The sequence below is a fragment of the Bacillus sp. FSL K6-1145 genome (genome assembly GCF_038003425.1).
Taxonomy (GTDB): domain Bacteria; phylum Bacillota; class Bacilli; order Bacillales; family Bacillaceae; genus Bacillus; species Bacillus pumilus.
In genome coordinates, this window is sequence record NZ_JBBOPC010000001.1 from 2329260 (window position 1) to 2354739 (window position 25480).

The following is a 25480-nucleotide window of genomic DNA, read 5'->3' on the forward strand; positions in this document are numbered from 1 at the left end:
ACCCTCTATCCACACGGGATAGAGGGTTTTCTTTATACTCGTGCTGCCATATCGGTTTCGATTTGCTCTAAGCTTCTTCCTTTTGTTTCAACTAGTACAAAGCGGGTGAACAATAGTCCGATTAAGCAGATGACACCAAATGAGGAGAAAATGACCCCAAAGCTGAATTTATCTGCCAGGATAGGGAACACGAGTCCGACGGCTAACGATCCCGTCCAGTTAAAGGCAGATGAAATACCTGCGCCGATACCTCTGACAGAAAGCGGGAAGATTTCGCCGATGATGATCCACGTGATCGGTGCCCATGAGAAGGCGTAGCACAAGATAAAGCAGCAAAGTGAAATCAATGTCACCCAGTTTAAAATCCCTTCACTCACGCCAAGTGCACCTAATGCGGCTGGTGCAAAGAAAGAAAGGGCCATGCCCGTTCCCCCTACGGTGAGAATCGTTCGGCGGTCGAACCGGTCGACAAATTGTAAAAAGATCACGGTGGTGACGACAAAAATGACACCGACAATGACTGTAAAACCTGCGGCAACCTGAGGTGCAAGGCCTACATTCCGAGCAATACTCGTTGCATAATACACAATGGAGTTCGCCCCTTGAATTTGCTGAAGGGTCGCCATCCCAACGCCGATGAAAAGAGCCATTCTGAATTTCTTTTGGAACAATTCGCGAATACCAGAGCGTTCTTCTTTTGCAACTTCTAAAATTTCCTGCATCTCTGCTTCGATTTCTTCACGAGAAGAGCGTAGTGATCCTAATACCTCTCGTGCTTTATGAGGCATTCCGTGTTTAATTAAATATCTCGGAGATTCAGGGAGCTTCAGCATCCCAATATAAAGTACGATGGCAAATAAAGCGGCACTACCGAGCATCCAGCGCCAGCTGTCTGGAACAGGTTCAAACACAAATGCAACAATATAGCTCAGCAATAGTCCGCTCACGATCATGAGCTGATTGAGCCCAGACAATTTCCCGCGAATTTTAGCAGGAGCAATTTCAGACATGTATGCCGGCACCAAAGATGAAGCTGTTCCTACGGCTGTTCCTAAAAAGAGACGTGCAATGGTTAATGAAATCTCTTCTGATGCGATAGCTGATCCGATCGCTCCGACAAAAAAGATAACGGATGAGATCAAAATAAGCTTTCTACGGCCAAATTTATCCCCTAACAGACCGCTTAAAATGGAGCCGATAATCGCCCCGCCCATTAATGAAGAGACGACAATTCCAAGCCATAATGGGCTGAGCTGAAATTCTTGCTGAATATGTCCTTCTGCCCCTGCAATAATACCAATATCATATCCGAATAAGATGCCTGCAAAGGATCCGAAAAAGAAAATAAATTTGCTTGACACTTTTTTCTCCAAGTGGATGACCCCCTCACTTAATTAACCGCTTTCATTTCATCCCGTGCTTCTACTTCACTCAGTAGAAGACCTTTCACCCTTCTATAAAACCACATATTCTGCATTGACAAGCTTTGCAAAATGAACAATTTGATCAACCGTTAAATTGAGGGATACGACTGTATGATGACCCCCACCTTGCTTAATCCATGCTTTGACGCCGTCCTGAAAATTCGGCTTGATTTTCCAGAGCACACGTGCAACCGGTAAATGAGGTGCTGCTTCCTCCGGCTCAAAGGCTTCGACTTCTTGTATGAGCCATTTGAAATGAGTTCCAAAGTCAGCAATAGAAACGACAACACCTTCCCCTGCTTTTCCATCAAACACAAGGCGAGCTGGATCTTCCCTGTTTCCGATTCCAAGCGGAGATACGACAATGACAGGTTTCGTATGGGCGAGCGCTGGATCTACTTCTAACATATGAGATTGCAGCACTGCTTCCTGTCCAGAGGTCATTTCATACGTGTAGTCCTCCATAAAACCAGTGGATTGATGATGACTCATCACTTTTAATAACCGGTCCAGCGCAGCAGTTTTCCAATCGCCTTCCCCCGCAAAGCCATATCCCTTTGCCATTAGCCGCTGTACCGCAAGTCCTGGCAGCTGCTTCATTCCATGTAAATCTTCAAAGTTTGTCGTAAAGGCATTGTACCCGCCTTCATCTAAAAAGCGTTTGATAGCGATTTCATAGCGCGCTTGCACCTTAACACTTTTTTCCCAATCTTCAACTGAATACGTTCCATAATCCACATCATATTGCGTTAAATACTCTGCAAATAATGCATCTACCTCTGCTTCTTCTACTGCACTCACATATTCGACGAGATCGCCTATGCCAAAGTAATCAACGGTCCACCCTAGTTGAATCTGGGCTTCGATTTTATCACCTTCTGTTACAGCCACGTGGCGCATGTTGTCACCAAACCTAGCCACTTTGATCTGAAAGCTTTCATGATAGGCAGCTGCCACGTCCATCCATTCAGCGATTTGCTGCTGCACATCCGGCTTAGACCAATGACCGGTAACAATTTGATTTTGTTTATTTAAACGTGCATTGATATAGCCATATTCTCTGTCTCCATGGGCAGATTGATGAAGATTCATATAGTCCATGTCGATCGTGTCCCACGGAATCTTTTCATAATACTGTGTGACAAGATGCAAAAGAGGCTTCTGCAAAAGATTGGTCCCGCGTATCCACATTTTTGCCGGTGAAAATGTATGCATCCACGTCATCACGCCGACAACTTCATCACGATAATTGACCTCTTTCATCAGCTTTGTGATTTGATCCGCGCTGACAGCTAGCTCCTGCAAGATCACTGGATAAGAAAGTAAACCGCTCTCATTTAAGGCATCCGTCATTTTTTGTGCATCTGCTTTTACTTTCTGCAGTGCTTCATCTCCGTATAAATGCTGTGATCCGACAATAAACCAGCATTCTTTATGTTGACTTGTTAACATAGATATCCCTCTTTTCTTTATCTTGAAGGTTTTTGTCCGTAATACGCATGTTCGCCGTGTTTTCTTAAGTAATGTTTATCTAAAATTCGCTGCGGAAGAGGTTCTGCGTATTCATTTAATTGCTTTGCGAACAAATTCATTTTGGCAACTTCATCTAAAATTACACTGTTTGTGACCGCACTTTTTGCATCTTTCCCCCACGTAAATGGACCGTGACCTTGCAGCAATACACCCGGCACCGCCATCACATCTAGGTTTCTTTTCTCAAACGTTTCGATGATCAGCCGGCCCGTCTCTACCTCATAACCACGATTCACTTCATCTTCTGTCAGAAATCGAGCACATGGAACAGCGCCGTAAAATGTATCGGCATGTGTTGTGCCCATTGCCTGTAAATCGAGACCTGCCTGCGCCCAAACGGTTGCCCACATGGAATGGCTATGTGAAATACCGCCAATTTCCTCAAAGTGTTTGTAAAGGACAGCATGTGTTGCTGTATCTGATGAAGGGCTGTATTCCCCTTCCACTACTTCACCGTCAAAGTCGACCACAACCATGTCTTTAGCTGATAATTGGTCATACGCTATACCGCTAGGCTTAATAACGAATAGACCGCTGTCACGATCACACGCACTGACATTGCCCCATGTGAATTTCACAAGTCCATATTTCGGTAAATCTAAATTGGCTTCGTATACTTCTTCTTTTAAGCGTTCTAGCATACGGTTGTCACTCCTTTCTTTGGCATCAGATGTGATACTGCCGCCTCTTCAATCGGAAGGCCGTCTTGATAGCGCTTTAAAAATTCGCCAAAGCCTTTGACATCAAGCGGATCGGGTTCTATCAGTTCTTCTGATGTATGGGCAAACACTTGATGCGTGAGAAATTCAGCCAATGTTTGCTTTTGATGATGGACCATATAGGAAGCGAGGACAGCCATTCCAAACGCACCGCCTTCTCCCGCAGTGGAAACGACTGATACAGGTGTATCAAGCGCTGCCGCCACCATTTTTTGGCCAACGAGCGGTGTTTTAAATAGCCCTCCATGTGCTAATAAACGATCAATCACAACCTGTTCTTGTTCTTTTAAGCGATCCATCCCTATTTTCATTGCGCCAAAAGCAGAAAAAAGATGGGTACGCATGAAGTTAGCCAGATTAAAGCGGCTTTCAGCTGATCTGACAAAAAGAGGTCTTCCTTCTGGCAGTCTTGTAATATTTTCACCAGAATAATAGCCATAGCTTAAGAGTCCGCCGCCATCTCGATCTGCTTCTAACGCCTGCTGCAATAAGGCTTCGTATACCTTTCCTGACGACACTTGCACGCCTAGTGCGTCAAATGCCTCTCTAAAGATATTCATCCAAGCATTTAAGTCACTTGTACAGTTGTTCGCATGAACCATTGCGACTGGCAGTCCGTCCGGCGTTGTGACCATATCCACTTCTGGATACACACCCTTTAGCTCCTGCTCTAGCACAATCATGGCAAAAACAGATGTCCCAACTGAAATGTTCCCTGTCCGTTTTTCTACACTGTTTGTTGCCACCATGCCCGTTCCGGCGTCACCTTCCGGGGGGCAAAATGGAATGCCTGGCCGCAAATGTTTGCCTTGATCTAAAATGGCTGCTCCTGCTGCCGTTAACACGCCAGCCTCCTCGCCTGCTAAATAAACACGCGGCAGAAGGTGACGGAGCTTCCACGGATAGCCTTTTTCTGCGATCAAGTCTTCAAATTGATGGAGCATTTCTTCATTGTAATCCTTCGTTTGTTCATCAATTGGGAACATGCCTGACGCATCCCCAATGCCAATGGCCTGCTTTCCTGTTAACAGCCAGTGAATGTATCCTGATAGAGTGGTTATATATTCTAAACGGGAAAGGTGTTTTTCCTCTTCTAATATGGCTTGATACAAATGGGCAATGCTCCATCTTTCTGGAATATGAAATTGGAAGACATCCGTCAGTTTTTGACTCGCCTCAATGGTTGTTGCATTCCGCCATGTGCGAAACGGAACGAGGACCTCTCCTGTATGATCACATGCCACATAGCCATGCATCATAGCTGATACCCCAATTGAGCCAATGGTTTGAATGGTCACGCCATACCTTTGCTCGACTTGCTCTTTCATCTCTCGGTACGCTACTTGAAGACCTGTAATGATATCAATTAAGTTGTACGTCCAAATTCCTTCCTGGAGAGAACTTTCCCACTCAAATGCACCTTGGGCAATTGGCTGAAACGCTTCATCTATTAAAATGGCTTTAATTCGTGTTGAACCAAATTCAATCCCTAAAGATGTCCGTCCTTCTTTTAAGGCTTTGGTCGTCTCTTCATGATTCATTCTGCGTTCACCTCCATGATTGATAGCGGTTTCAATTTTCGTTTTCTAGATTCATTGATTCTCTGTGCACATTCACAATATAATATTTGTACGTACATATGTCAATAATAAATATAGTTGTACATACACAATATGACAAAAACCTGCACTTTTCTAAAGCTGGTACGACAGAAAGGGGAAGCGCCTGTTTTTGATTCGCCAACCATGTTAAAATATGTCCATACAATTTCTTCTCAATCCGAGTAGATGATCAACTGAGAAAGAAGTGAAACGATGAAAAAGAAGTACCAGATCATTATCGATGATATAAAAAGCAAAATACTCACAGGGGATTACCGGATCGGGGAACGTATTCCAACTGAATCAAGCCTGCAGGAGATGTATCAAGTGAGCAGGCATACGGTTCGAAAGGCCATCTTAGAATTGTCGAGTGAAGGGTTTTTGCGAAGTGAAAAGGGTTCAGGCACATTTGTGACCAATCAATATCAAACAAAGCCTGCTGGACATACGCATATGAGAACGATTGGGGTTATCACGACATACATATCCGATTACATTTTCCCTTCCATCATTCGAGGCATTGAAAGCCGATTAAACGAAGAGAACTATTCTTTGTTACTGGCGAGTACGAATAATGATGTAGAACAGGAGAAAAAAGCGCTCGAAATGATGCTGTCCTTTGGTGTGGACGGACTCATTGTCGAGCCGACGAAAAGCAATTTATACAACCCGAACATCTCGTACTACCTATCTTTTAAAGAACAGGATGTACCGCTCATTATGATCAATGCCTATTATGAGCAGTTAGAGGTCCCTTTTCTCTGTTTGGATGATGTGAAGTCCAGCTATTTAGCCACAAAAGAGCTGATCACCTCGGGACATCAGCAAATCGGCCTGATCTCAAAAACAGATGATTTACAGGGAAAGTACCGAATGAAGGGCTATATTCAAGCGCTCGGTGAAGCCAAGCTTAATTTCCTGCCTGAGCACGTACTCTTTTTCGATACAGAATCGAAGCAGCATTTGGGGGATGATATTAAAACTTTCTTATTAAAGCATCAGCATGAGCTGACTGCCCTTGTTTGCTATAACGATGAGGTTGGATTAGAGGTTGCCAATGTATGCAGTGACATCGGTCTGTCCATTCCAGAGGATCTTTCCATTATTGGACAGGATAATTCGTATATTGCCCAGAAAAATGCCCATGTGAAGCTGACAACACTGACGCACCCTCAGGAGCAAATGGGCCGGGATGCAGCAGACTGGATGATTAAAAAGGTGCAAGGGAAGAAGAATCTCCCTCATCAAACCTTTTACGAACCTGAATTGGTTCCAGGTGAAACGATCAAACAAATGAATGCAAGAAAAAAATGAGCCCTTTTTGGAGAAGGCTCATTTTTTATATGGTTAGATCTCTTCTTTAGGGGCAGGCACTGCGCATACGCCATCTGCACATGCTGCTTCAAATGAATTGGCAGCCTCTTTCTCAGCTTGAGCTGCTTCTTCTGTCCAAGCCGTTTCAAGTGCACGCAGGAAGGTATCGGCTGGCTGTGCACCTGCCACTGAATATTTGCCATTGATCAAGAAAAACGGAACAGCATTGATACCAAGCTGTCTCGCTTCTTGTTCGTCTTTTCGGACATGATCTGCAAACTCTTCGCCGCCTAGAACTTGCTGTACTTCCTGCAAATCAAGACCTGCTTTTTCTGCAATATCTAAAAGGGTTTGACGATCACCAACATGCTTTCCATCTGTGAAATAAGCTTGAAACAGCTCTCCCATGACGAAATCGCCTTTTCCCATTTGACCAGCATATTGCGCCAGCTGGTGGGCATCAAAGGTGTTTGTCAACACAAGTGGATCAAATTGAAAATCGATTCCTTTCTCTTTGCCGGCCTGCTTCACCTGCTCATTCATCGCCATGGCCTGGCTGCGGCTCATCCCATATTTTTTAACGAGCATATCATGGACATCATAATCGACCTGAGCAGGTGCATGTGGATCAAGCTCAAAGCTTTTAAACTCGATTTCTACCTGTTCCTTTTGAGGGAATTGTTCAAGCGCTGTTTCTAGTTGTTTTTTTCCTATATAACAAAAAGGACAGGCGATATCTGACCAGATTTGTACTTTCATGTTCATCTTCCTTTCGTGTTTACGCTTTTTCTTCAACGATGTAACAATTATAGTTACATCAAATCGGTTATGTCAAGATTCTGATCTTGATTGAAATGAAAAAAACCTCTCCTTTTAAGAAAGGAAAGGCTTTGAAAATGACTATTCTAAATTGGCATGGTGACCGTACATTTTATGAGTGTCGAGTTCTTTTATTTCCATTAAACGTAAAATGACCGCATCGTATGTCAGAAGTAGCGCTTGCTCAAATAGCGAGCCCATTGGCTGAATGGTATGATGGCTTCCTTCCTGTTGATCCTTTGGTGCACCTGACAGTAAGATGACTTTATCCGATAGATCAGCTAGAGGTGACTCAGCAGAAAGCGTGAAAGCTGCCACTTTTCCGCCAATTGCTTTCGCCTTTTTTGCAAGGACAAGCAAAGTCTCTGTTCGGCCAGATCCGCTCCCCACAATCAAGAGATCTTCTTCAGTAAAGGAAGGTGTATTGGTCTCACCGACCACATAAGCCTTGACTCCAATATGCGAGAGTCTCATGGCAAATGATTTTCCCATCAAACCAGACCTGCCAGCACCTGCCACAAAGACCTTTCTTGCAGCTAAAATGCTTGAGACAAGCCGCTCTGCTTGTTCGTCTTGAATAGCGGGCGAGTGCTCAGAAAGCTCATTCAAAATGGCTTTCACATAGTCACTGGTCTTCATGATTGTGCGATCAGCTGCTTCATTTGTGCGGCCACTTCTGCTTTATTATCCTGGCTTGCGATACCGCCGCCGACAATGATCAAATCAGGATTTAATTTTACGACTTCAGGTAACGTATCAAGCTTAATTCCGCCTGCAATCGCTGTTTTCGCTTGTTTGACGACTTGTTTAATGGTCATCAGGTCATCAAATGAGTTTTGACCAACCGCTTGCAGGTCATAGCCTGTGTGTACACAAATATAATCGACTCCTAGCTCATCCAGCTCTTTTGCACGGCCAGCGATATCTTTGATACCAATCATATCCACTAAAATCTGTTTCCCTCTTGCTTTCGCTTCTTTCACCGCTCCTTGAATGGACATATCTTCTGCCGCTGCAAGAATGGTCACGATATCTGCTCCAGCTTCGGATGCCTGCTGCACTTCATAGCCGGCAGCATCCATAATTTTCAGATCAGCGAGTACACGTAAGTTTGGAAATGCCTGTTTGACTTCTTTGACGGCACGCAAGCCTTCGTTGATCACAACAGGTGTTCCAATTTCGACTACATCAATAGATCCTTCTACTTCTTTGATCAGCTCAATCGCTTCTGGTATATTCACTAAATCTAATGCTAATTGTAATTTCATGAATGTTCACTCCCGTTTTTTCATCTCATCTTCAAGAGCTCTGTGAATAGGGCTTCTTGCACGATGAAATGAGTATAACAACAGGATGGGAGCAATCCAAGTACGCACTTTTTTTTTACATACTATACTTTTTCGCATATGGTTACAAAAAAGACACTGTCTTTCGACCAGTATCTTTTGCATGTATTACTATTTATCATCCTTTAAAAAATTGCTGTCGAGATACTGTCTTCCCCAATCATACATCGACTCTAAAATCGGCATTAAGCTTTCTCCTAGTTCTGTCAGGGAATACTCAACCTTTGGCGGAACGACAGGATAAACCTCCCGATGCACAATGTGATCTTCCTCTAATTCTCTTAGCTGATTGACAAGCATTCTTTGCGTAATCCCAGGCATTAACGACTTTAGCTCACCAAACCGTTTTGTCCCTTCTCTGCCCAGGTGCCATAAAATCAGCATTTTCCACTTACCGCCGATAATATTTAGCGTCAGCTCTTTTTCGCAATTGAACACTTTATTTTCCATACGTGATGACAACAACATACACTCCTTTGGTACAAACCATTTACGCTTTATCATATACTCCGGCAAAATGGATTGTCGAGCATACAGTCTTTGTTATTGATTTTGTTTGTTCACAAATGTCATAACAGACTCTGTCATTTTTTGCGCTTCTTTTGGCGCCCTGTCTGATCCAAACCATTTATTCAAGTCACTGTGGCTCAGCGAATGGACCCGAAACACAAACTTAGAACCTTTATCATGGTTCAGTTTTTCTGCAAATCGATACACCTCAGGATTTTCCCACCCCGTGACCAAATAAACAGGCGGTACATTCGCTTGATTCATATAAGTGACAGGTGATGCCTTTGTCCAGTTCTTCTCCTGTTTACCAAATACTTTTTTATACGATGGAATGGCTTGGATAAATTGATTGATGTTTAACGGACCATCTAAAATCACGATAGAATTGATCGTTTTTGGCGACAGCCCCACACGTTTTAAGTAAGTCGAATCTGTGGCCACCAATGCCGTCAAATGACCGCCCGCTGAGTGACCCATGACATTGATTTTTGATGAATCAATTTGATACTCATCTGCATGATCCTTGACCCATTTAATGGCGTTTGCCGTATCATCTGCCATCTGCTCATAGTTGGCATCAGGGTGAAGCCTATAATTCATCGAAACAAACACATACCCTTGACCGGTAAAATAATCAGCCTTTGAAGCGACTCTATTCTTATCGCCGCCTGTCCAGCCGCCGCCATGGAGATAGATCATGACTGGATGCTTCTTCTTTTTGTCTTCATCTTTTCCCTTTGGCATATACATATCGAGTGTTTGCTGTTTGTTTTGTGTGTCTGCATAATGGATGTTTGTCGTCGGCTTAGGCTGATTTAAACGGAACACAAAGAATGCGCATACCAATAATCCAGCGATGACCACCGCAAATAAGAGCCATTTCATGATTCGATTCAATGTCATTGCACCTTTCTGTGTTGGGATGGGGAAGCTTGATTCGCACATATGTAAAGAGACTAGCCCGATTCATTTGATACGACTTGTATGACTTGTACCGTTTGACAATAAAAAGAAAAATACTGTTCTTCAAAGTCTTCGACAAAGTAATTCAAATTTTCCCAGCCTCTATCCAAAAACTGAATGTCCAATAAAATATGGTCATCGTTTGTTAACTCCAAATTTTTGATTTGAACAGAAGCGACATTGGTGAATTTCAGATGAATGTCTGCTTGTAGATTCGGGGATACATATGGGATGTGCATTACAATACAGTTGATCAAGTCGTAATGTTCATTATACTCTTTAAAGTAGTGAAATTCATTGATTTGCTTTAGATGGTTGATATTGAAATCAGGGATTTGTTTCTGGATTTTTTTATCTAAAAACCATGTCATCGTTTGTCCTCTAAAAGGTTATTGTATAAGTGCAATCATTCGTTTTCTTGTTTCTTCATGGTATTGAACATAGGAATGCAATAAAGGATACGATTCAAGGATCTGTTGATACGATTTGATTTGGGGATATTGCTCTTCAAATGACTGACGTAGCACGTTTAACTGTTTTTTCGGTATTCGTTTATGATCGATCACATAACTTAAGCTGCCTGCAACAAGTGAAAAAAACATATAAAAATCACCTGAACATATACCAGTTTCTTCCTCAAAAGAGACGATTTCATCTGGATAAGCTGAATCTAATAAGTATTGATAACGTTGTTTTAAATCATCGAATAAATCTTGTTTATCACGGCTGATTTTCATGGACCTTTCCCCAATCTCTCATTGTTTTAAATTCTTATTTAGACGCTAATGAGATCTTCCTATACACTGCAGATAAATTCTTGTGAATCGAAACATACGTTTTTCGATTCTATTGCGAGTAACATCCCATTGATGTTAAATAGAAAATTTGCATTTGCTTCAAATTCTTCAAGTAGTTCATTGTTCAAGTTCCCTGTATCATAAAGATGAAAGACAGATTTAAAATTTTCTATTTTACCCCTTCTGTTATTAATTCTTCAAATCTAGAATTACCTTACCACATTTATAAATCGTATTTCATGATGAGTGACATTTTGTAATTTTGATTATTTTATTTTCAATTATTCTCTTGAATTACTTTTTACTTATATTTGTAGAATAATTTTTAATTCTTGGACTTCTTTTGTATTACCTCTATAACAATACACTTACTTTAACTTTCGTAAAAGTTTATAAGGTTTCATAAAACTATATACCCTTTTGGCATATCTTCTCATGTTTAAAATTTGGGCAACAAATAAATAACAAAAAATGCGCCTTATAGTGAATAACATACTAAAAGGCACATTTCTACTAAAGCTATTTATATTTTCTTATCCATTCTTCCAAATCCTCTTCTGTGTGGAAATAGGAATTGGGAGCATCTTTCAAATCAATTCCACTTAGAAGAATCAGCATATCCCAAACTTTTTCATCATCGACTTCAGGATCATCTGCACTAACATAAATCTCAGCCCAATCAGAAACTTCTTCTCTAGTCATAGTCCCATTTAAGACTTTTTGTATTTTATTTATACAGTCTATCATTTCTGGTTCGACCATAAATTACCACTTCCCTATATACTGACCTTTACTGTTAAAGCGGTAATGCACTTTAACTTTACCATTTTGTGGTCTTACTTGTCTTACTTTACCACGATGATCAATAGTTTCATGCCATGTTCTCTTTTTTCCTGTTTTATAATTCCATTCTCTTACTACTCTTCTGCCCGCCATTTCCCCTTTTTTCTTAGCCGGTGTTACGTGGCCATAGTAACGGTAACGTCCCCCAGATAAATGCCTAACTTTTGCCTTGCCATATTTTTGTGATTGCTTATAATGTTCTTTTAATTTGCTATGCCTAGCAGCATTGTGGGCAATATTTGAAGATCGTTTAGCACGCTTTACTACTTTTAACACCTTGAATACCTTCCCAGGTCCAAAATTCGATGCTGCTGCTAAAGCTGCGCCTTTCCAGCCCTTGCCCGATTTATAAGCTTTGTATCCATCATATACTGCAAATCCTGCATTGACAACAAACCATACCCAATGGCCGTCTGGGTCTACATTCATGACTGGGTTGTTGTTTCCATAGGTATATCCGTTTTGATCTAGTGAATCTCCATCGCTTCCTGGATCTGGGTCAAGTGATAGGAATACGCCGTTTCTTGGTTCATAGTAGCGTGCGATTAAATAGTACAGTCCTGTTTCTTCGTCGAAGCGGTAACCAGCATAGCGATATGGGTTGCCTTTTACTTCTTCATCTTCTTTTACCTTTGTTGGAACGCCCCATGTATCGTATTCGTACTCAGCAACGATTTTTCCTGCACTATTTGTGATGGCCATGACATCACCGTGTGCATTGTAGTGATAGAAATATTTGTTTCCATTTTGCGTGAATGCAAGGAGTTGTCCACTGTCACCGTATGTGTATGCTTTTGTGACTTCGTTGTCTCCATCTGTTTCGTATAAAACATTCAGGCTGTCGCCGTCATAAAAGTAATTGGTGACTTTTCCATTCACTGTTTTTTGAATTCTGTATCCACGCTCATCATATTTGTAAGTGACAAATGGCTTGTCTTCGCCTTTTTTCGTGATGGCCGTTATGTTATCTTCTGCATCCCATTCATAAAGGAATTGTCCGTCAGACGTTCGGTTGCCATTTTTGTCATAAGTTAAAGTCTCATCATTTACCTTTGTCAGTTGGTTCATGATGTTGAATGATGCGTTGATTGTTTTTTTAGTGCCATTTTTTTCAGTCGTAACTGTTTTTCTGTTTCCAAACCCATCATATGTGTACTCAATGACCGTGCCATCTGGATGACTTTCTTTGATCAATTGATCTAATTTTCCATATTCATAACGAATCTTCCCGTTGCTTCCTTGATCAACCGTTATTCTGTTTCCATTTTGACCATATTCGTAAGCTTCGTTTAAGATCGTCGTGCCTTGGCTTGTTCCAATGTGCAAATCATTGATTAAGTTGCGCTCATCATAAGCAAAGCTAGCACCACTGCCGTTACCTGTAATAAAGGACTGAACATTTCCATTTTCATCATAATCAAACGAATACGTAGAACTCGAATCCTTCATCTGCGTCATTTGATCAAGCTTATTGTAACTAAATTGGTTCTTCCCTTTTTGATTTCCGTGTGTCCACTCAAAGGATTTCAGTTTATCTGAATCGGCTGGATACGTCCAAGTTTGGCTGCTGCCACGCTCTGTTAACTTTGTGATGCGATTTTGTTGGTCAAACGTGCGATTTTTGGTTGTGTTTTGTTCTTTGTTGACAACCGTTGTTTCGTTTCCGTTTTTATCATAGCTAAAGTGATATTTTTCTGTTCCATTATACGACTTTGATTTCACTCGGTCTGTTCCATCATACGTGAGAGACACTTCATGTCCATTAGCAGAAATGGTTTTGATTAAGTTGCTATTCGCATCATATTCACTTTTTAACACATTTCCTAAAGGATCAATGGTTTTCGTCAATTTGCCCATCAGGTCGTATTCAAATTGATACGTCTGATCTGACTCTGCACGAATCGTTTTCGACTGTTCATTGCCCTCTTTATCATACGTTCTCACAATGGATGTCCCGTTAGATAAAGTGATTTTCTTCAGCTGATCAGCCTGGTCATATTCGAATGTTGTTTTTTCGCCTTTCGCATCTGTTTCAGAAAGCTTTTTGCCCGTTTCGTCGTAGGCAGATTGAGATGAGTAACCAAGTTCATCCTCTTCTTTAACAGCATAGTTCCCTTTCTCATCGTAAGTGGTTTTCGTTAACAGACTACCTTCTACTAGACGGATATCATCAAACCAAGCCGTTCCAGTCGCGCTTTTTTGGAAAACAATCTGAACGTCGACTTTTTTCAAAGGTTTTGTTTTTGGTATGACAACCGCCGCTCGGTTCCACTCTTGTGTACCGGTTGGGAATTTCGCATTAAACGTTCCTGTTGTGCCATCTGTATATGTAACGGACGCTTGAAGTGAGTAATCATTCTCAATTGAGGCTTTGACATTTTCAGCCTTAGACATCCCAGTCAATGTGACATACACAGATTGATCATTCACACTTTGTTCAATCGGTACAGATTGTTTATAGATGGCATTTGCTTGAGTTGTAGAGGTTCTTGTCATTTTTAACGAAACGTCATCGTTAAAGCCTTCTTCATTATCTAATGAACCACCTGTTCCGCTCCAGCTTGTTGTTTTATCCGTAAAGGAATTATTTTTGACTGGATTATAACTTGATGAAACTTCTCCTTTTTCTAGCTGAATCTCATCGAACCAGGCTTTTCCTTTTCCAGCCTTATCTCGATGATCCACTTCCATATAGATTACAGCTTTGCCTGCATGAGATGGCGTCGTAAACGTGACTTGGCGTTTTGTCCAATCGTTTTTGCCTGATAATGTGCTGTAGCCGTTGCTGATCCATTGAATTCGTTTGTTATTTGTATCTCTTAAATCGATGTTAAAAAATGCTCTTGCTTTCGTTAGCTCTGTCTTTATTTTTCCACTAAGTGTATACGTCGTATTTGGCTCTAGTATTACTTCTTGAGTAGCAGAAGAATAGCCAAGTTCTGTTCCTTCAGTTGTCGATTGTGAACTGATCTCTAATACTCGGCCGCCAGATAAAGCACCACTTTTCCCAGCTGTTTGTGCTAGTTTCCCGTCATCCTTAGATGAGGTAAGCTTCCAGCCAGTTAGCGTATCTTCAAAACTGCTATTTTTTAATATACTCGCACCTGAAGCAAGTTCTTTACTCGTTTGTACCAAATTCCCGTAAGAATCATAAATACTTGCTGAAGACATATTTCCACTTTGATCTGTCTCAGATACAGCATCTAATCCATCATAGGCGATATCTGTGATATCTCCTTCTGTATCTTTCACTTTAGTGACATCATTGTTTTTGTTATACTCGTAGGTTTCTGTGCCATAAGCATCTTTCGCCTGAATGACGTTGCCATTTTTGTCATACGAATAGCTTTCTGTAGCTTTTCCTTTTTCTACATCATTTGGGTCAGTTTCTTCTACGATTTGGTTGCCTTCATATTTCGTTTTAGTGGTAATTTTAAGCCCTTCCGCATCATCTACAACTTGAATTGGATTGGCTGCTTCGTTATACGTATACTGTATTTTCCGACCGTTTGGCTGCGTCAGCATGAGTGTCTTTTTAGATAAATCATATGCGTACTCAAAGGTTTCTTTTTTTGCATTGATTGCCTTGACTAAACGATGATTTTCATATTGGTATTCTGTAAAAACAGGCTGATCTTCTGTGCTGTTTTGAGAGAATTGTTTAATCAGTTTGCCATCTTTGTCGTATTCATACGAGATGCTCGTTCCATCTGAATCAATGATTTTCATTAGGAAGCCTGCATCATACTCATATGAAAGCTTTTTTCCTTTTGGTCCTTGAACCGAGATGATATGACCACCTTCATCATATTCCATTGTTATTTTTCGGCCAGATGCATCTTCTATTGATGTGAGCTGATTGTTTTCGTTATATTTGTATGTCGTTGTATTTTTATGTCCATCTACAACCTTGGTGATTTTCCCACCATTTTTACTAAAGTGTGCAAAGGTTTGATCCTTCGTTTTTAACATGTATTCATCTTTTGATTCCGTTAATTCAAGGAAAATACCTGTTGGTGGTTGATACGTACCATCTGTTTTTTTTGTAAAAACATGAGTTGTGGCATCTTCATCAAGATAGATGGCACCTTCTTTTGTTGGCGTGATACTCGTTTCTACATCTGCGTACCACCCTTGACCAAACAGGTGGTCAGCTGCATCTAAACTATTGTATGTGCGACCAATTCCAAGTCCCGGTCCTCTTCCATCAATCGACATTTCTTCTTCACTGACAATCACATTACCAGTCGCACCATTTAGCTGGCCGTCTGGTATATCAATAATCGACCAGTAATCCTCTGTTCCAAGGAATTCAGCCCCTTCATGGAATGTCGGGTTAAAGGCTGGTGTCGGAATGGTTTCTCCATTTGCATCGTAGGCGGAAAGAGTAAAGGAGTAGTTCTTGCGTCCTTTATAATTTCCATTCGCATTTTCATATACTGGTGATGGGTCTAGCGCTAATTCTCCGCCCTTTCCATCTGTATGAAGCACATATTTCCCACTTTTAACTTCAGTAGGAGTCGGCCAAATGTTCTTGTTTTGTGTAGTCCAATGATCGACATCACCAACATCAAATGTTTGATATGCCTTACCATTATAGATGTTAATTTTATACCCTTTTGCATTTTTCACTTTGTCCCAATGTAAATTGATATAACCTGTTTGGCTCTCTTTTGTATTGGTATAAGCATATCCAGATAAAGCTTTCGGTCTAGATAAATCAGGTAAAGTTGGTCCAGCTGGCGGTGAAGCAATGGCTTCTCCATCTTTATTATAGGCAATCACTCTGAAGGAATAATGTTTTTGAGCCCCATCTCCTCCAGCATTTTTGTAAGTCGCACCAGGATGAATTGGAAGCTCAGCACCTTTTCCATCTTGGAGGTGCAATGCATATTTACCTGCTTTAATCTCAGCAGCTGTCGGCCATACTTTTTTCCCTTTTGTTGACCATGATGTTTGATTCCCAAGATCCAATGTCTCATAGCTTTTCCCATTAAACATTTGTATTTTATAACCGGTCGCACCGGATACTGAATTCCAAGAAAGATCAAAGTAACCTGTTGCGTTATTATTATTGAATCCTTTTGTACTAGGTGCTTTCGCTCTAGCCACATTCGGCACGACAGGTTTTACTTTTGCGGACATTGCGCCTTCACCTTGGTCAAAAATCGCACTTACAGCTACCCAATAATTTTTACTTGCCGCATAATTGCCGCCTGAGTTTTTGTAAACCGGGGAAGGATCAACTGCTAATTCAGTCCCGCCTTTTCCATCTAAATGGAGTTTGTATTTTTTTGCTGCAATCTCGCTTGCTGTCGGCCATATATTCTTTCCTTTTGTACTCCATGATGCCACATTTCCAACTGAAATGGCTTCATACTCTTTTCCGTTGTACAGCCATACTTTGTAGCCTTTTGCGCCAGACACCTTTTTCCAACTTAAATTGAAGTAGCCTGTCCCATTTCCATTACTAAAACCTTTTACAGTTGGTGCATTTGCCTGCGGAATGGTATACGTTACTTCAATGACTGGTTTATTGGTAGAGTTTGTTGATGAGATTATTTTTTTCCAATGGTCTTGCCCATTTCCATTTGCATGTAATTTAAATCCATAGTTAGCTGTTCCGCTATTCCAAGCTTTGATGGTCGATGTCACATCATAGCTCGCCCATTGTCCTTTATATACATTGGCTTTGCCGATATTTTTGGAGCTTGGTTTATTATTCCATGTTAGTTTTGTATGATCATAGTTGGCATTCACTGTATCCAGCCAAAGACCAGTAGCCTTCGTCCCGTAATATGAATGAGCAACATACGTTTTGAGCGTCGCTTTCGTTACATTCATATTTTGAATCGGCTTGAATGAATTAAACTTCATAAACGCATAGTTTGTACCAGTTGTTTTATCATAATAACCTGTTTTCAGTACATAACTTTTAAGTTTAGCATCCCATTTTTGCGTAGAGGATGAATAATTTGTTGTTGGGTATTTACTCATGATAAATGTGTCTGCTGACACAGATAAAGAAGTCGAAGGATCGATAGACACAGGATAAACTCGTTCAGGATCTTTTAGCCATTTTTCATCTGCTGTCACACGAAGTAAATAGCCATCATCTTCTTTTTCTAATTTAAAGCTCACATCTTCTGAGCGAGCCACTTCACCTGACTTTTCATCTAAATTAGAATCAGTCATAAACGGTTTTGGGACTTGAAAAATGGTCCGTTTCTTCTGATCATAAAATGTGATAGAACCGTCTTCCTCGATTTCCCCAGTTAGATCAGTCTTTATTTTAAATGTAAATGAATTGTAGCCATCATATCGATTGAGTACAATATCTTCTTTGATATTTTCATTAAAGGTAAATGAACGTAAATCTATATTTGGAAATACCTCTTCATATGTAAGCTCGTTGGTGTTCTCTTTAAATTGTGCAGATGAATCTTTGGAATCGATTTCTGATTTATTTTTCCCTGAAGCTTTTAAAATTGAAAATTCAATTTGATGCTTCTTGTGTTCAAATGTGGCATATAGCCCTTGTTTCATTTGCTTTTGAAAAGTTGATTCTAATCTTGCATTTTCTGTTTCTATTTCTTTTTTCGAGCTCGTCTTTAATTCAGGAGAGATATCCTCCCACTCAGCATCTGGGGTCTCTTTTATATGAATTGGATCAGGATATACCTCTTGTGTAAATACACCCTCTCCTTCATAAAAAAGCTTGCTGTTTTCTGTTCTTTCTGAAAGAATTTCTCCGTCTTTTCCAATTTCATCTTCGTCAATACCTGCCATTTCTAGGGCTTTTGAATTATCTAATTCTTCTAAGCTGTTATGACTTGGTTTTGTATTTTCGTCATGTTCTTCTGCAAAAATATCAGAAGGAAACATTGATAAAAGCATCACAAACGATAGTAGTGCTGCAATATTCTTTTTCCAATTTACTTTTCTTTTTAGATTCATATTAATCTCCTTATCATATATTTGTAACATTTGTAACATTACGCCATATATAATAATACATTTGAAATGATACTTCAATATATTTCAATAAATATATCATTCTTTCAAACTAAACCATATATCATCAACTTATCAATAAATCCCCTTTTTCACATAAAAAAAGCACCCTAAACGGATGCTTCAATCAAATGATATTTTTTCAAAATGCGATAGGTGATTTCTTTTGCTTCTATTCCGGTGCCTTCGATATTTGTGGCAAAGATGTAGGTTTTGTTTTCATGTTTGATGAAGCCTACGTACCAGCCGATACCTGATCCCGAGCCTGTTTTTCCGTATAGGGTGGCGTGTTTCTCTTCTTCTTGTACCATCATTCGTTTAACTGTTCTCATGTTCTTTAGGTCAAATGGAAGAGTCTCTTCATATAGCTGTTTGAGGAAACGAACTTGTTCGATAGGAGAAATTCGCAGGGTACTACTTAACCAAAATTGATCGATTCCGCCAGATATGTCTTTGTTCCCATAATGAATGGCTTTCACCCAATGATTCATACGTTCTTCTCCAATGTCACGTGCCATGGCTTGATAGTACCAGACGACTGAATCTCTCATGCCAGATCCTAATGTATGATCCCTATTCCAGCTGTCAATCTCTCTTTTTACGCCATCCCAATATTTGATGTCGTATTCATCTCTCACTGCGCCCGTTTGGAGTCCGATTAAGGCATTTGCTACCTTAAATGTCGATTGAGGTGCAAAGCGCTCTTTCGCTCTTTTTTTGTTATACACCCAAGGGGACTTTTCTTCTACTTCTTGAATCACAAACGTGCCTTCCCGATTTTTAAAGAATTCATCTACTGACCACGCTGGTGATCTTGCTACAGTTGATGAAGGCTGGCTGATACAAAGTGCCATCAGCATGATGCTAGAAAACAGCCATTTTATATACTTTTTCTTCAAGACAACCGCTCCTTTTCCCATGATTGCCATGATTGTAGCATGTTTAAGCGATGGGATATAAGGTACGCTTGTCCTCTTTTCTTTCAAATAAAAAAAAGCCGATTTATCCGGCTTTTTACTGTATATTAGCTCTCTTTTTTCTCTTGAATGGCCTGTTTCGCCATTTTTGATATCGTCATATCGTCCATTGGCGGGTTATGGAGCCCGGCACGAATATCTCGATAGTAGCGCTGCAGTGGACAGTCTAGGCTTAAGCTTTTCGCACCCACTAAACGCATAGCTTTATCGACAACTTGCAAACTATGATTAACGACGGTATGCTTCACAGCACCAAATTCATTGATTAACAGCTCTCTTTTCTCTGGCTTTTCATACAAAGTGGTCGTTGAGTAGATGACGTGGCGTGCTTGCTTTAATAGTAAGTCGATTTCGCCAATCAGTGTTTGGACATTTGGCAGATCACTAATCGTTCCGCTGATGCTGTTCGGTGAGTGGGTGATGGCATACTGAACAGCATAGTCTCTTGCCGCTTGCGCAATCCCTAAATAGCAGGAAGGAATATGTGCAATCCAAGGATTTAGCGTAACACCCCGCGGCCCTTTTTGCACCTCCACAAGCATGTCATCTGAAACCTTCACCTGATCTAAGATTAAATCATGACTTTCAGTTCCTCTCATGCCCACAACATTCCACGTTTCTTCTATTGAAACACCTTCTGTCTCACGGTGAATTAAGAAGAAGCCCATGGCCTCTTTTTCCTCGATCCATACGCCGACTAAAAAGTATGTAAGTGCCGGTGACATCGTTGTGAAAATTTTACGTCCATTGATGATCCACTCATTACCTGATCTAGTGGCTGTTGTCCCAGGCTTCCCGCCTCTTGTTGGACTGCCTGTCTGCGCCTCGCTCACGGCACGGTTGACAAGGGCGCCCTTCTTCACTTCTTCCGCAAAGAATTGCAGCTGCTGCTCATTCCATTGTTTCTTTTCGTAAATTTCGCCTACAACCCCTTGGTGCCAGCCGATTGATAAAGCGGTCGCTCCGTCCATACTGCCGAGCGTCTCTTGAAACAGAACCATATCTTTCACAGATTGACTTCCGCCTCCGTATTCAGCAGGAAGAGACAACGTTGTATAGCCCATCTCTACTAATGATTCAATATTTTTTTCAGGAAAATAAGCGCCTTCATCATGTTCTTTTGCCGTTTGTTCGATCGTTTCACGAAGAGATTCTAGTTGATTGAGCCATGTTTTTTGAAAATCGGTATCGACAAATAATGCTTTAGACAAAACGTATCCAACTCCTCTATATCTCACAATCTATCATATCTGATTTTTCCAATCGGAATAAATAAAACACACTTTACTTATAGGATTTAATGTGTTAAATTTTATCAATATTAAGTACATATGTCAAAGGAACGTGATGCTTTTATGATTTCAGCTACTAATCTACATAAATCTTATGGGCAGACCCATGTGTTAAAAGGCATTGATTTCACCGTACAAGAAGGTGAAGTGGTCGCCATTATTGGACCGAGCGGGTCAGGAAAAACAACACTTCTTCGCAGCTTAAACAGCCTCGATATTCCAGACAAAGGTGAGCTGACGGTTGGTGAAGCCACGATTCAATTTGAACGATATCATAAAAAAGATCTGCTAAAACTCAGGCAGCAATCCTCCATGGTGTTTCAGCATTATCACTTGTTTCAGAATAAACGAGCACTTGAAAATATTACAGAAGGATTGATCGTGTCTCAAAACATGTCTAAAAAAGAAGCTGAAAAGGTAGGGGAGCAATTTTTAACGCGGATTGGACTGCTACATAAAAAGGATGCATTTCCGAGTGAATTGTCCGGCGGTCAGCAGCAGCGAATTGGCATAGCCCGCGCTCTTGCGATGAACCCTTCATTGCTTTTGTTTGATGAACCTACGTCGGCACTGGACCCAGAGATGGTAGGAGAAATTCTAGAAATGATCAAAGATATTGCAAGTCAAGGCATGACGATGGTCATTGTGACGCATGAAATTTCTTTTGCAAAGGACGTGGCGGATACGGTGATCTTTATGGCAGATGGCGAAATCGTTGAAAAAGGCTCACCAGAAGACGTCCTATTGAAGCCACAGCATGAACGAACGAAACAATTTTTATCAAGAATTCATCGCGGCATGTGGCAAGAATCGGAGAAAGACAAATGAAACAAAAGACAGCATTCATGATGTCCGGTGTCCTTCTGCTTTTTCTTTCTCTGATGGGCTGCAGCAGTGTGAAAACCACGACAGATGATGGTAGAAAAATTGTAAAAGTCGCACTAAGTGCAGAGGTCAATCCACCCTTTTTAGCAACAAATGACCGAAACGAACCAATTGGCTATAACATTGATTATTTAAATGAAGTGGAAAAAAGACTTCCTCACGTACATTTTGATTACATTTTTGGCGAGGAAGAATCGAATTTAATTGGTGTAGGCGCAGGGAAGTTTGAAATGGCGGCTAATTGGTTTTTTAGTAATCCTGAACGTGAAAAGCGTTTCCTTTACCCTAAGGTTCCGTATGGTTATTCGATGACAGGTTTAATTGTGAATGAATCAGACAAAGAGATTCGATCGCTTGATGATATGACATCTAAAAAGCTGGCTCCTGTCAGCCCTAGCGGAGGCTTGCGTTCGATATTAAATCAATATAATCAAGAGCATGATCCGGATATTCCGCTGACGACTATTGAGAGCCCTTCAAATGAGCTTAACTTAAAGCGCGTTGAAAGTGGACGGTCAGATGCAGCATTTATGAACATTTCAACCTTTGATACCATTCAAAAGCATTTAAACCTAAAGGTCAAAGTTGGCGGCATTGTGTCAAAGGAGCCTATCTATCTTGTCTTACAGCCAAGCGAGAAGAAGCTTGCAAAAGATTTGGACCGGATCACACAAGAGATGATTGATGATGGAACACTGCCTAAGCTGGCGAAAAAGTGGTTTGGGATTGATTTCTTTCAAGATATTGATGACATCTCAGAGCAAGGCGATCAAAATGAAGGAAGGAATGAAGCGTCATGACGTTTACAGCTGGAGATTGGCTGCGCATTTTTTTACAGGTGCTTGAACGCCTGCCAATCACTTTTCTCATTATTATCGTGTCATTGTTTTTTGCCATCATCATCGGCTTGCTATTTGCATGTATTCGTATCAAGCAAATCCCAGTACTGAAGCAATTGGCTGTTATTTATTTATCTTTTACACGGAGTACACCTTTAATTGTTCAGCTTTTCTTGATTTATTTTGGACTGCCTCAGCTTTTGCTTGTGGCAGGGATTCAAATCAATCATTGGGATCGTGTGCTATTTGTGATGATGACGTTTTCTTTACATACGGGCGCTTATTTATCTGAAGTTTTTCGCAGTGCGTATTCATCTGTCGGGAAGGATCAGCTGGAGGCCGCCTACATTGTTGGGATGACAGATACACAAGCGTTGATTAGGATCATTATCCCGCAGGCCTTCCTCATTGCACTGCCGAACCTCGGAAATTACACCATTGATCTCGTCAAAGACACGGCAATTGCCTTTACAATCGGACTCATTGATATCATGGGGCAGGTGAAGATCATTTTAGGAAATAACTACGGAATCGGTCTGTTTGAGGTGTATGTGATCATTGCGATTGTGTATTGGCTTATTTGCATGAGTATTGAACTGATCACCATGCTGCTTGAAAGGAAATTTGTAAAAGGCCGCACCAGCCTGTCACGTTAAGGAGGCGATTTGATGCAAACCATTGATATTCCATTTGCGATTGACCAAGTACCTCTTATTCTAAAAGGCGTTCCTTTTACTTTATTGATTGCACTCGTTTCCATGGCTGTAAGCCTGATGATTGGATCTGTTTTTGCTTTCATTCGTCTCTTCCGCATTCCTGTACTCAGGCAGCTTGTGACGCTCTATGTCTCCTTTTTTAGAGGAACGCCTCTTATTGTTCAGTTGTTCGCTTTCTTTTATGGACTTCCTTTTGTTCTAACCAAAGTGAGCGGTACATTCGGGCTGACCTTTCATCCAGATATGGTCTCCCCATTAGCTGTTGCCCTTATTACATTCAGCCTCCATTCAGCCGCCCATTTAACAGAGGTCGTTCGGAGTGCACTTCTTGCGGTAGACAAAGGACAGCTTGAAGCGGCAAAAATTGTGGGGATGACGACACGCCAAGCGATGATGCGCATTATTTTGCCGCAGGCATTTGTGGTAGCCCTGCCGAACTTAGGCAATCAGCTCATTCAGCTATTAAAAGCCACCTCTCTTTCGTTTACGATTGGAGTACTTGAGATCATGGGGATTTCCCGAATCATTGCGAACGACGGCTATCAGTTTTTAGAAACGTATCTCGTCTCTGCTTTGATCTATTGGCTGCTGAGCATTTTCTTTGAACTCGCTTTTGCCTTGTTAGAGAAACGAGTCAGCGTGTACGGAAGATCTCTTGGACGATAAAAAAGTCGATCAGGCACGAGAACCTGATCGACTTTTTTTGATCCATTTATTCACCTTTTTTTAAGTGTGTTAAAGGAAATTGTCCTGCTCTTTCCATTGATTGATCGCTATGAATAGAAAAGAGAATGGCTTTTGCCATTCCCCTTCGTTGTCTTACTATTCAGCACTAACTAAAATTTTCACTTGATCTTTTTCATTGATTAATGCATTGAAGCCATCCTCGATTACATCGTCAAGCTTGATTTTTTTCGTAACGAGTGTATCAGCAGAGAAATAGCCTTTTCTCATTAAGTTTAATACAGATGGGAATACGTCTCTATAGCCGATGATCCCTTTAACTGTACGTTCTTTAATGACGATGTCATTTGGCATAATTTCTGCGCCTTTTTCCCAAATGCTTACAATGACTGTTTCACCTGAAATTCTAGTTGATTGGATTGCTTGCTTCAATACAACAGGTACACCTGTCACTTCAAAAGAAACATCGACGCCACCGTTTGTACGGCGTGCAATTTCTTGAACAACATCTTCATATTGAGAAGGATCAACAATGATCGCTCCAAGCTCTTTCGCTTTTTCTTGGCGTTCTTTAGATAATTCTACTGCGTAAATATCAGTAGCACCAGCTGCTTTTAATGCTTCAATAACAAGCAAGCCAATTGGTCCGCAACCAAACACAGCCGCTGTATCGCCAGCTTGTACTTTACTAGAACGAACGGCATATAAAGCAACTGCTGAAGGCTCTACAAGTGCCCCTTGCTCATATGAAATTTCGTCTGGTAATAAATGAAGTAATTCTTCATCGACAGATACATATTCAGAGAATCCACCGCCGCCTCCGGCAAGTCCTAAAAAGCCCATGTTTTCATCTAAGTTGTAAGCACCTTGATGTCCGTGAGTTGCAAAAATAGGCTCAACAACCACTCGGTCGCCTACTTTGTAATTGCTGACGTCTTCTCCTACTTCAACAACCTCACCAGAAAATTCATGCCCCAGTGTAATAGGTGCTTTTTCTTTTGTCAGTGGATGAGGTTCATTCACTGGAATGAAGATAGGTCCTCCTAGATATTCATGTAAATCACTACCACAAATGCCGCACCATTTCACTTTAAGTTTCACTTTTCCTGGAGCAACTTTTGGTTCATCAATTTCCTCTAGTCGAATGTCCTTTTGATCGTGCCAGCGTAGTGCTTTCATGTGTAAGACTCCTTTTCTCATCAAT

At 41.0% G+C, this 25480-nt stretch carries 22 protein-coding genes; 5 read left to right on the plus strand and 17 right to left on the minus strand.

All coding sequences use genetic code 11. The features are described from left to right. Nucleotides 1-32: 32 nt before the first annotated feature. The 4 genes from MHH41_RS11800 to MHH41_RS11815 form a co-directional block, all read right to left on the minus strand. Entirely contained in the window at nucleotides 33-1373 is a 1341-nt protein-coding gene (locus MHH41_RS11800; protein WP_340866378.1) for a sugar porter family MFS transporter, read from the minus strand. Between the two features lie 81 nt (nucleotides 1374-1454). Continuing rightward, nucleotides 1455-2876 (minus strand): L-arabinose isomerase, encoded by a 1422-nt coding sequence (gene araA, locus MHH41_RS11805; RefSeq protein WP_340866379.1) that lies wholly within the window; start codon nucleotides 2874-2876, stop codon nucleotides 1455-1457. A 17-nt stretch (nucleotides 2877-2893) separates the two neighbouring features. Beyond that, a complete protein-coding gene (locus tag MHH41_RS11810; protein WP_003216476.1) occupies nucleotides 2894-3598 on the minus strand; it encodes an L-ribulose-5-phosphate 4-epimerase in 705 nt (234 codons plus the stop codon). Beyond that, nucleotides 3592-5217 carry a xylulokinase gene (locus MHH41_RS11815; RefSeq protein WP_137054951.1) on the minus strand — a complete coding sequence of 542 codons (1626 nt, stop codon included), beginning with the start codon at nucleotides 5215-5217 and terminating at the stop codon, nucleotides 3592-3594. Before MHH41_RS11815 ends, MHH41_RS11810 begins: the two co-directional genes overlap by 7 nt. 273 nt (nucleotides 5218-5490) lie before the next feature. Between MHH41_RS11815 and MHH41_RS11820 the strand changes: the two genes are divergently transcribed. Beyond that, the gene (locus MHH41_RS11820) at nucleotides 5491-6591 is read left to right on the plus strand and encodes a GntR family transcriptional regulator (protein ID WP_003216759.1); all 1101 of its coding nucleotides are present in this window, start codon (nucleotides 5491-5493) and stop codon (nucleotides 6589-6591) included. 33 nt (nucleotides 6592-6624) lie between these two features. Here MHH41_RS11820 and MHH41_RS11825 read toward each other — a convergent pair whose 3' ends face one another. The 12 genes from MHH41_RS11825 to MHH41_RS11875 all read right to left on the minus strand — a co-directional run bounded on the left by MHH41_RS11825 (nucleotide 6625) and on the right by MHH41_RS11875 (nucleotide 21071). Beyond that, nucleotides 6625-7350 carry a DsbA family oxidoreductase gene (locus MHH41_RS11825; RefSeq protein ID WP_137054950.1) on the minus strand — a complete coding sequence of 242 codons (726 nt, stop codon included), beginning with the start codon at nucleotides 7348-7350 and terminating at the stop codon, nucleotides 6625-6627. Nucleotides 7351-7491: 141 nt separating this feature from the next. Next, nucleotides 7492-8049: a 6-phospho-3-hexuloisomerase gene (hxlB, locus tag MHH41_RS11830; RefSeq protein ID WP_340866380.1), complete on the minus strand. Its 558-nt coding sequence runs from the start codon at nucleotides 8047-8049 to the stop codon at nucleotides 7492-7494. After that, nucleotides 8046-8678 carry a 3-hexulose-6-phosphate synthase gene (gene hxlA, locus MHH41_RS11835; RefSeq protein WP_340866381.1) on the minus strand — a complete coding sequence of 211 codons (633 nt, stop codon included), beginning with the start codon at nucleotides 8676-8678 and terminating at the stop codon, nucleotides 8046-8048. The genes hxlB and hxlA overlap by 4 nt, the downstream gene beginning before the upstream one ends. A 189-nt stretch (nucleotides 8679-8867) precedes the next feature. Next, nucleotides 8868-9224, minus strand: coding sequence for a winged helix-turn-helix transcriptional regulator (locus MHH41_RS11840; RefSeq protein WP_034620552.1), 357 nt, complete (start codon nucleotides 9222-9224; stop codon nucleotides 8868-8870). Nucleotides 9225-9299: 75 nt separating this feature from the next. Then, nucleotides 9300-10169 carry an alpha/beta hydrolase gene (locus MHH41_RS11845; protein WP_050943710.1) on the minus strand — a complete coding sequence of 290 codons (870 nt, stop codon included), beginning with the start codon at nucleotides 10167-10169 and terminating at the stop codon, nucleotides 9300-9302. 53 nt (nucleotides 10170-10222) lie between these two features. Then, nucleotides 10223-10600: a hypothetical protein gene (locus MHH41_RS11850; protein ID WP_050943709.1), complete on the minus strand. Its 378-nt coding sequence runs from the start codon at nucleotides 10598-10600 to the stop codon at nucleotides 10223-10225. Between the two features lie 18 nt (nucleotides 10601-10618). Continuing rightward, a complete protein-coding gene (locus tag MHH41_RS11855; protein ID WP_050943708.1) occupies nucleotides 10619-10966 on the minus strand; it encodes a YxiJ family protein in 348 nt (115 codons plus the stop codon). A gap of 59 nt (nucleotides 10967-11025) precedes the next feature. Beyond that, complete coding sequence (locus tag MHH41_RS18895; RefSeq protein ID WP_423220680.1) at nucleotides 11026-11154, minus strand: YxiG family protein; 129 nt, start codon at nucleotides 11152-11154, stop codon at nucleotides 11026-11028. Between the two features lie 391 nt (nucleotides 11155-11545). Then, nucleotides 11546-11788 (minus strand): DNA-binding protein, encoded by a 243-nt coding sequence (locus MHH41_RS11860; RefSeq protein ID WP_050943707.1) that lies wholly within the window; start codon nucleotides 11786-11788, stop codon nucleotides 11546-11548. A gap of 3 nt (nucleotides 11789-11791) precedes the next feature. Next, a complete protein-coding gene (locus MHH41_RS11865) occupies nucleotides 11792-18826 on the minus strand; it encodes a DNRLRE domain-containing protein (protein ID WP_340866382.1) in 7035 nt (2344 codons plus the stop codon). A gap of 167 nt (nucleotides 18827-18993) precedes the next feature. After that, a complete protein-coding gene (gene blaBPU / locus MHH41_RS11870) occupies nucleotides 18994-19782 on the minus strand; it encodes a BPU family class D beta-lactamase (protein WP_050943705.1) in 789 nt (262 codons plus the stop codon). A 125-nt stretch (nucleotides 19783-19907) separates the two neighbouring features. Beyond that, the gene (locus MHH41_RS11875) at nucleotides 19908-21071 is read right to left on the minus strand and encodes an acyl-CoA dehydrogenase family protein (RefSeq protein WP_050943704.1); all 1164 of its coding nucleotides are present in this window, start codon (nucleotides 21069-21071) and stop codon (nucleotides 19908-19910) included. A gap of 144 nt (nucleotides 21072-21215) precedes the next feature. Between MHH41_RS11875 and MHH41_RS11880 the strand changes: the two genes are divergently transcribed. Genes MHH41_RS11880 through MHH41_RS11895 form a run of 4 tightly spaced genes read left to right on the plus strand, consistent with a single transcriptional unit; the run spans nucleotide 21216 to nucleotide 24258 of the window. After that, a complete protein-coding gene (locus tag MHH41_RS11880) occupies nucleotides 21216-21980 on the plus strand; it encodes an amino acid ABC transporter ATP-binding protein (RefSeq protein WP_050943968.1) in 765 nt (254 codons plus the stop codon). After that, the gene (locus tag MHH41_RS11885) at nucleotides 21977-22837 is read left to right on the plus strand and encodes an amino acid ABC transporter substrate-binding protein (RefSeq protein WP_050943703.1); all 861 of its coding nucleotides are present in this window, start codon (nucleotides 21977-21979) and stop codon (nucleotides 22835-22837) included. The genes MHH41_RS11880 and MHH41_RS11885 overlap by 4 nt, the downstream gene beginning before the upstream one ends. After that, nucleotides 22834-23532: an amino acid ABC transporter permease gene (locus tag MHH41_RS11890; RefSeq protein ID WP_050943702.1), complete on the plus strand. Its 699-nt coding sequence runs from the start codon at nucleotides 22834-22836 to the stop codon at nucleotides 23530-23532. The genes MHH41_RS11885 and MHH41_RS11890 overlap by 4 nt, the downstream gene beginning before the upstream one ends. A 12-nt stretch (nucleotides 23533-23544) precedes the next feature. Further along, complete coding sequence (locus MHH41_RS11895) at nucleotides 23545-24258, plus strand: amino acid ABC transporter permease (protein WP_284906830.1); 714 nt, start codon at nucleotides 23545-23547, stop codon at nucleotides 24256-24258. 156 nt (nucleotides 24259-24414) lie between these two features. On the opposite strand, the gene MHH41_RS11900 is transcribed toward MHH41_RS11895, so the two are convergent. Then, complete coding sequence (locus tag MHH41_RS11900; protein WP_050943700.1) at nucleotides 24415-25455, minus strand: 2,3-butanediol dehydrogenase; 1041 nt, start codon at nucleotides 25453-25455, stop codon at nucleotides 24415-24417. Nucleotides 25456-25480: the final 25 nt, after the last annotated feature.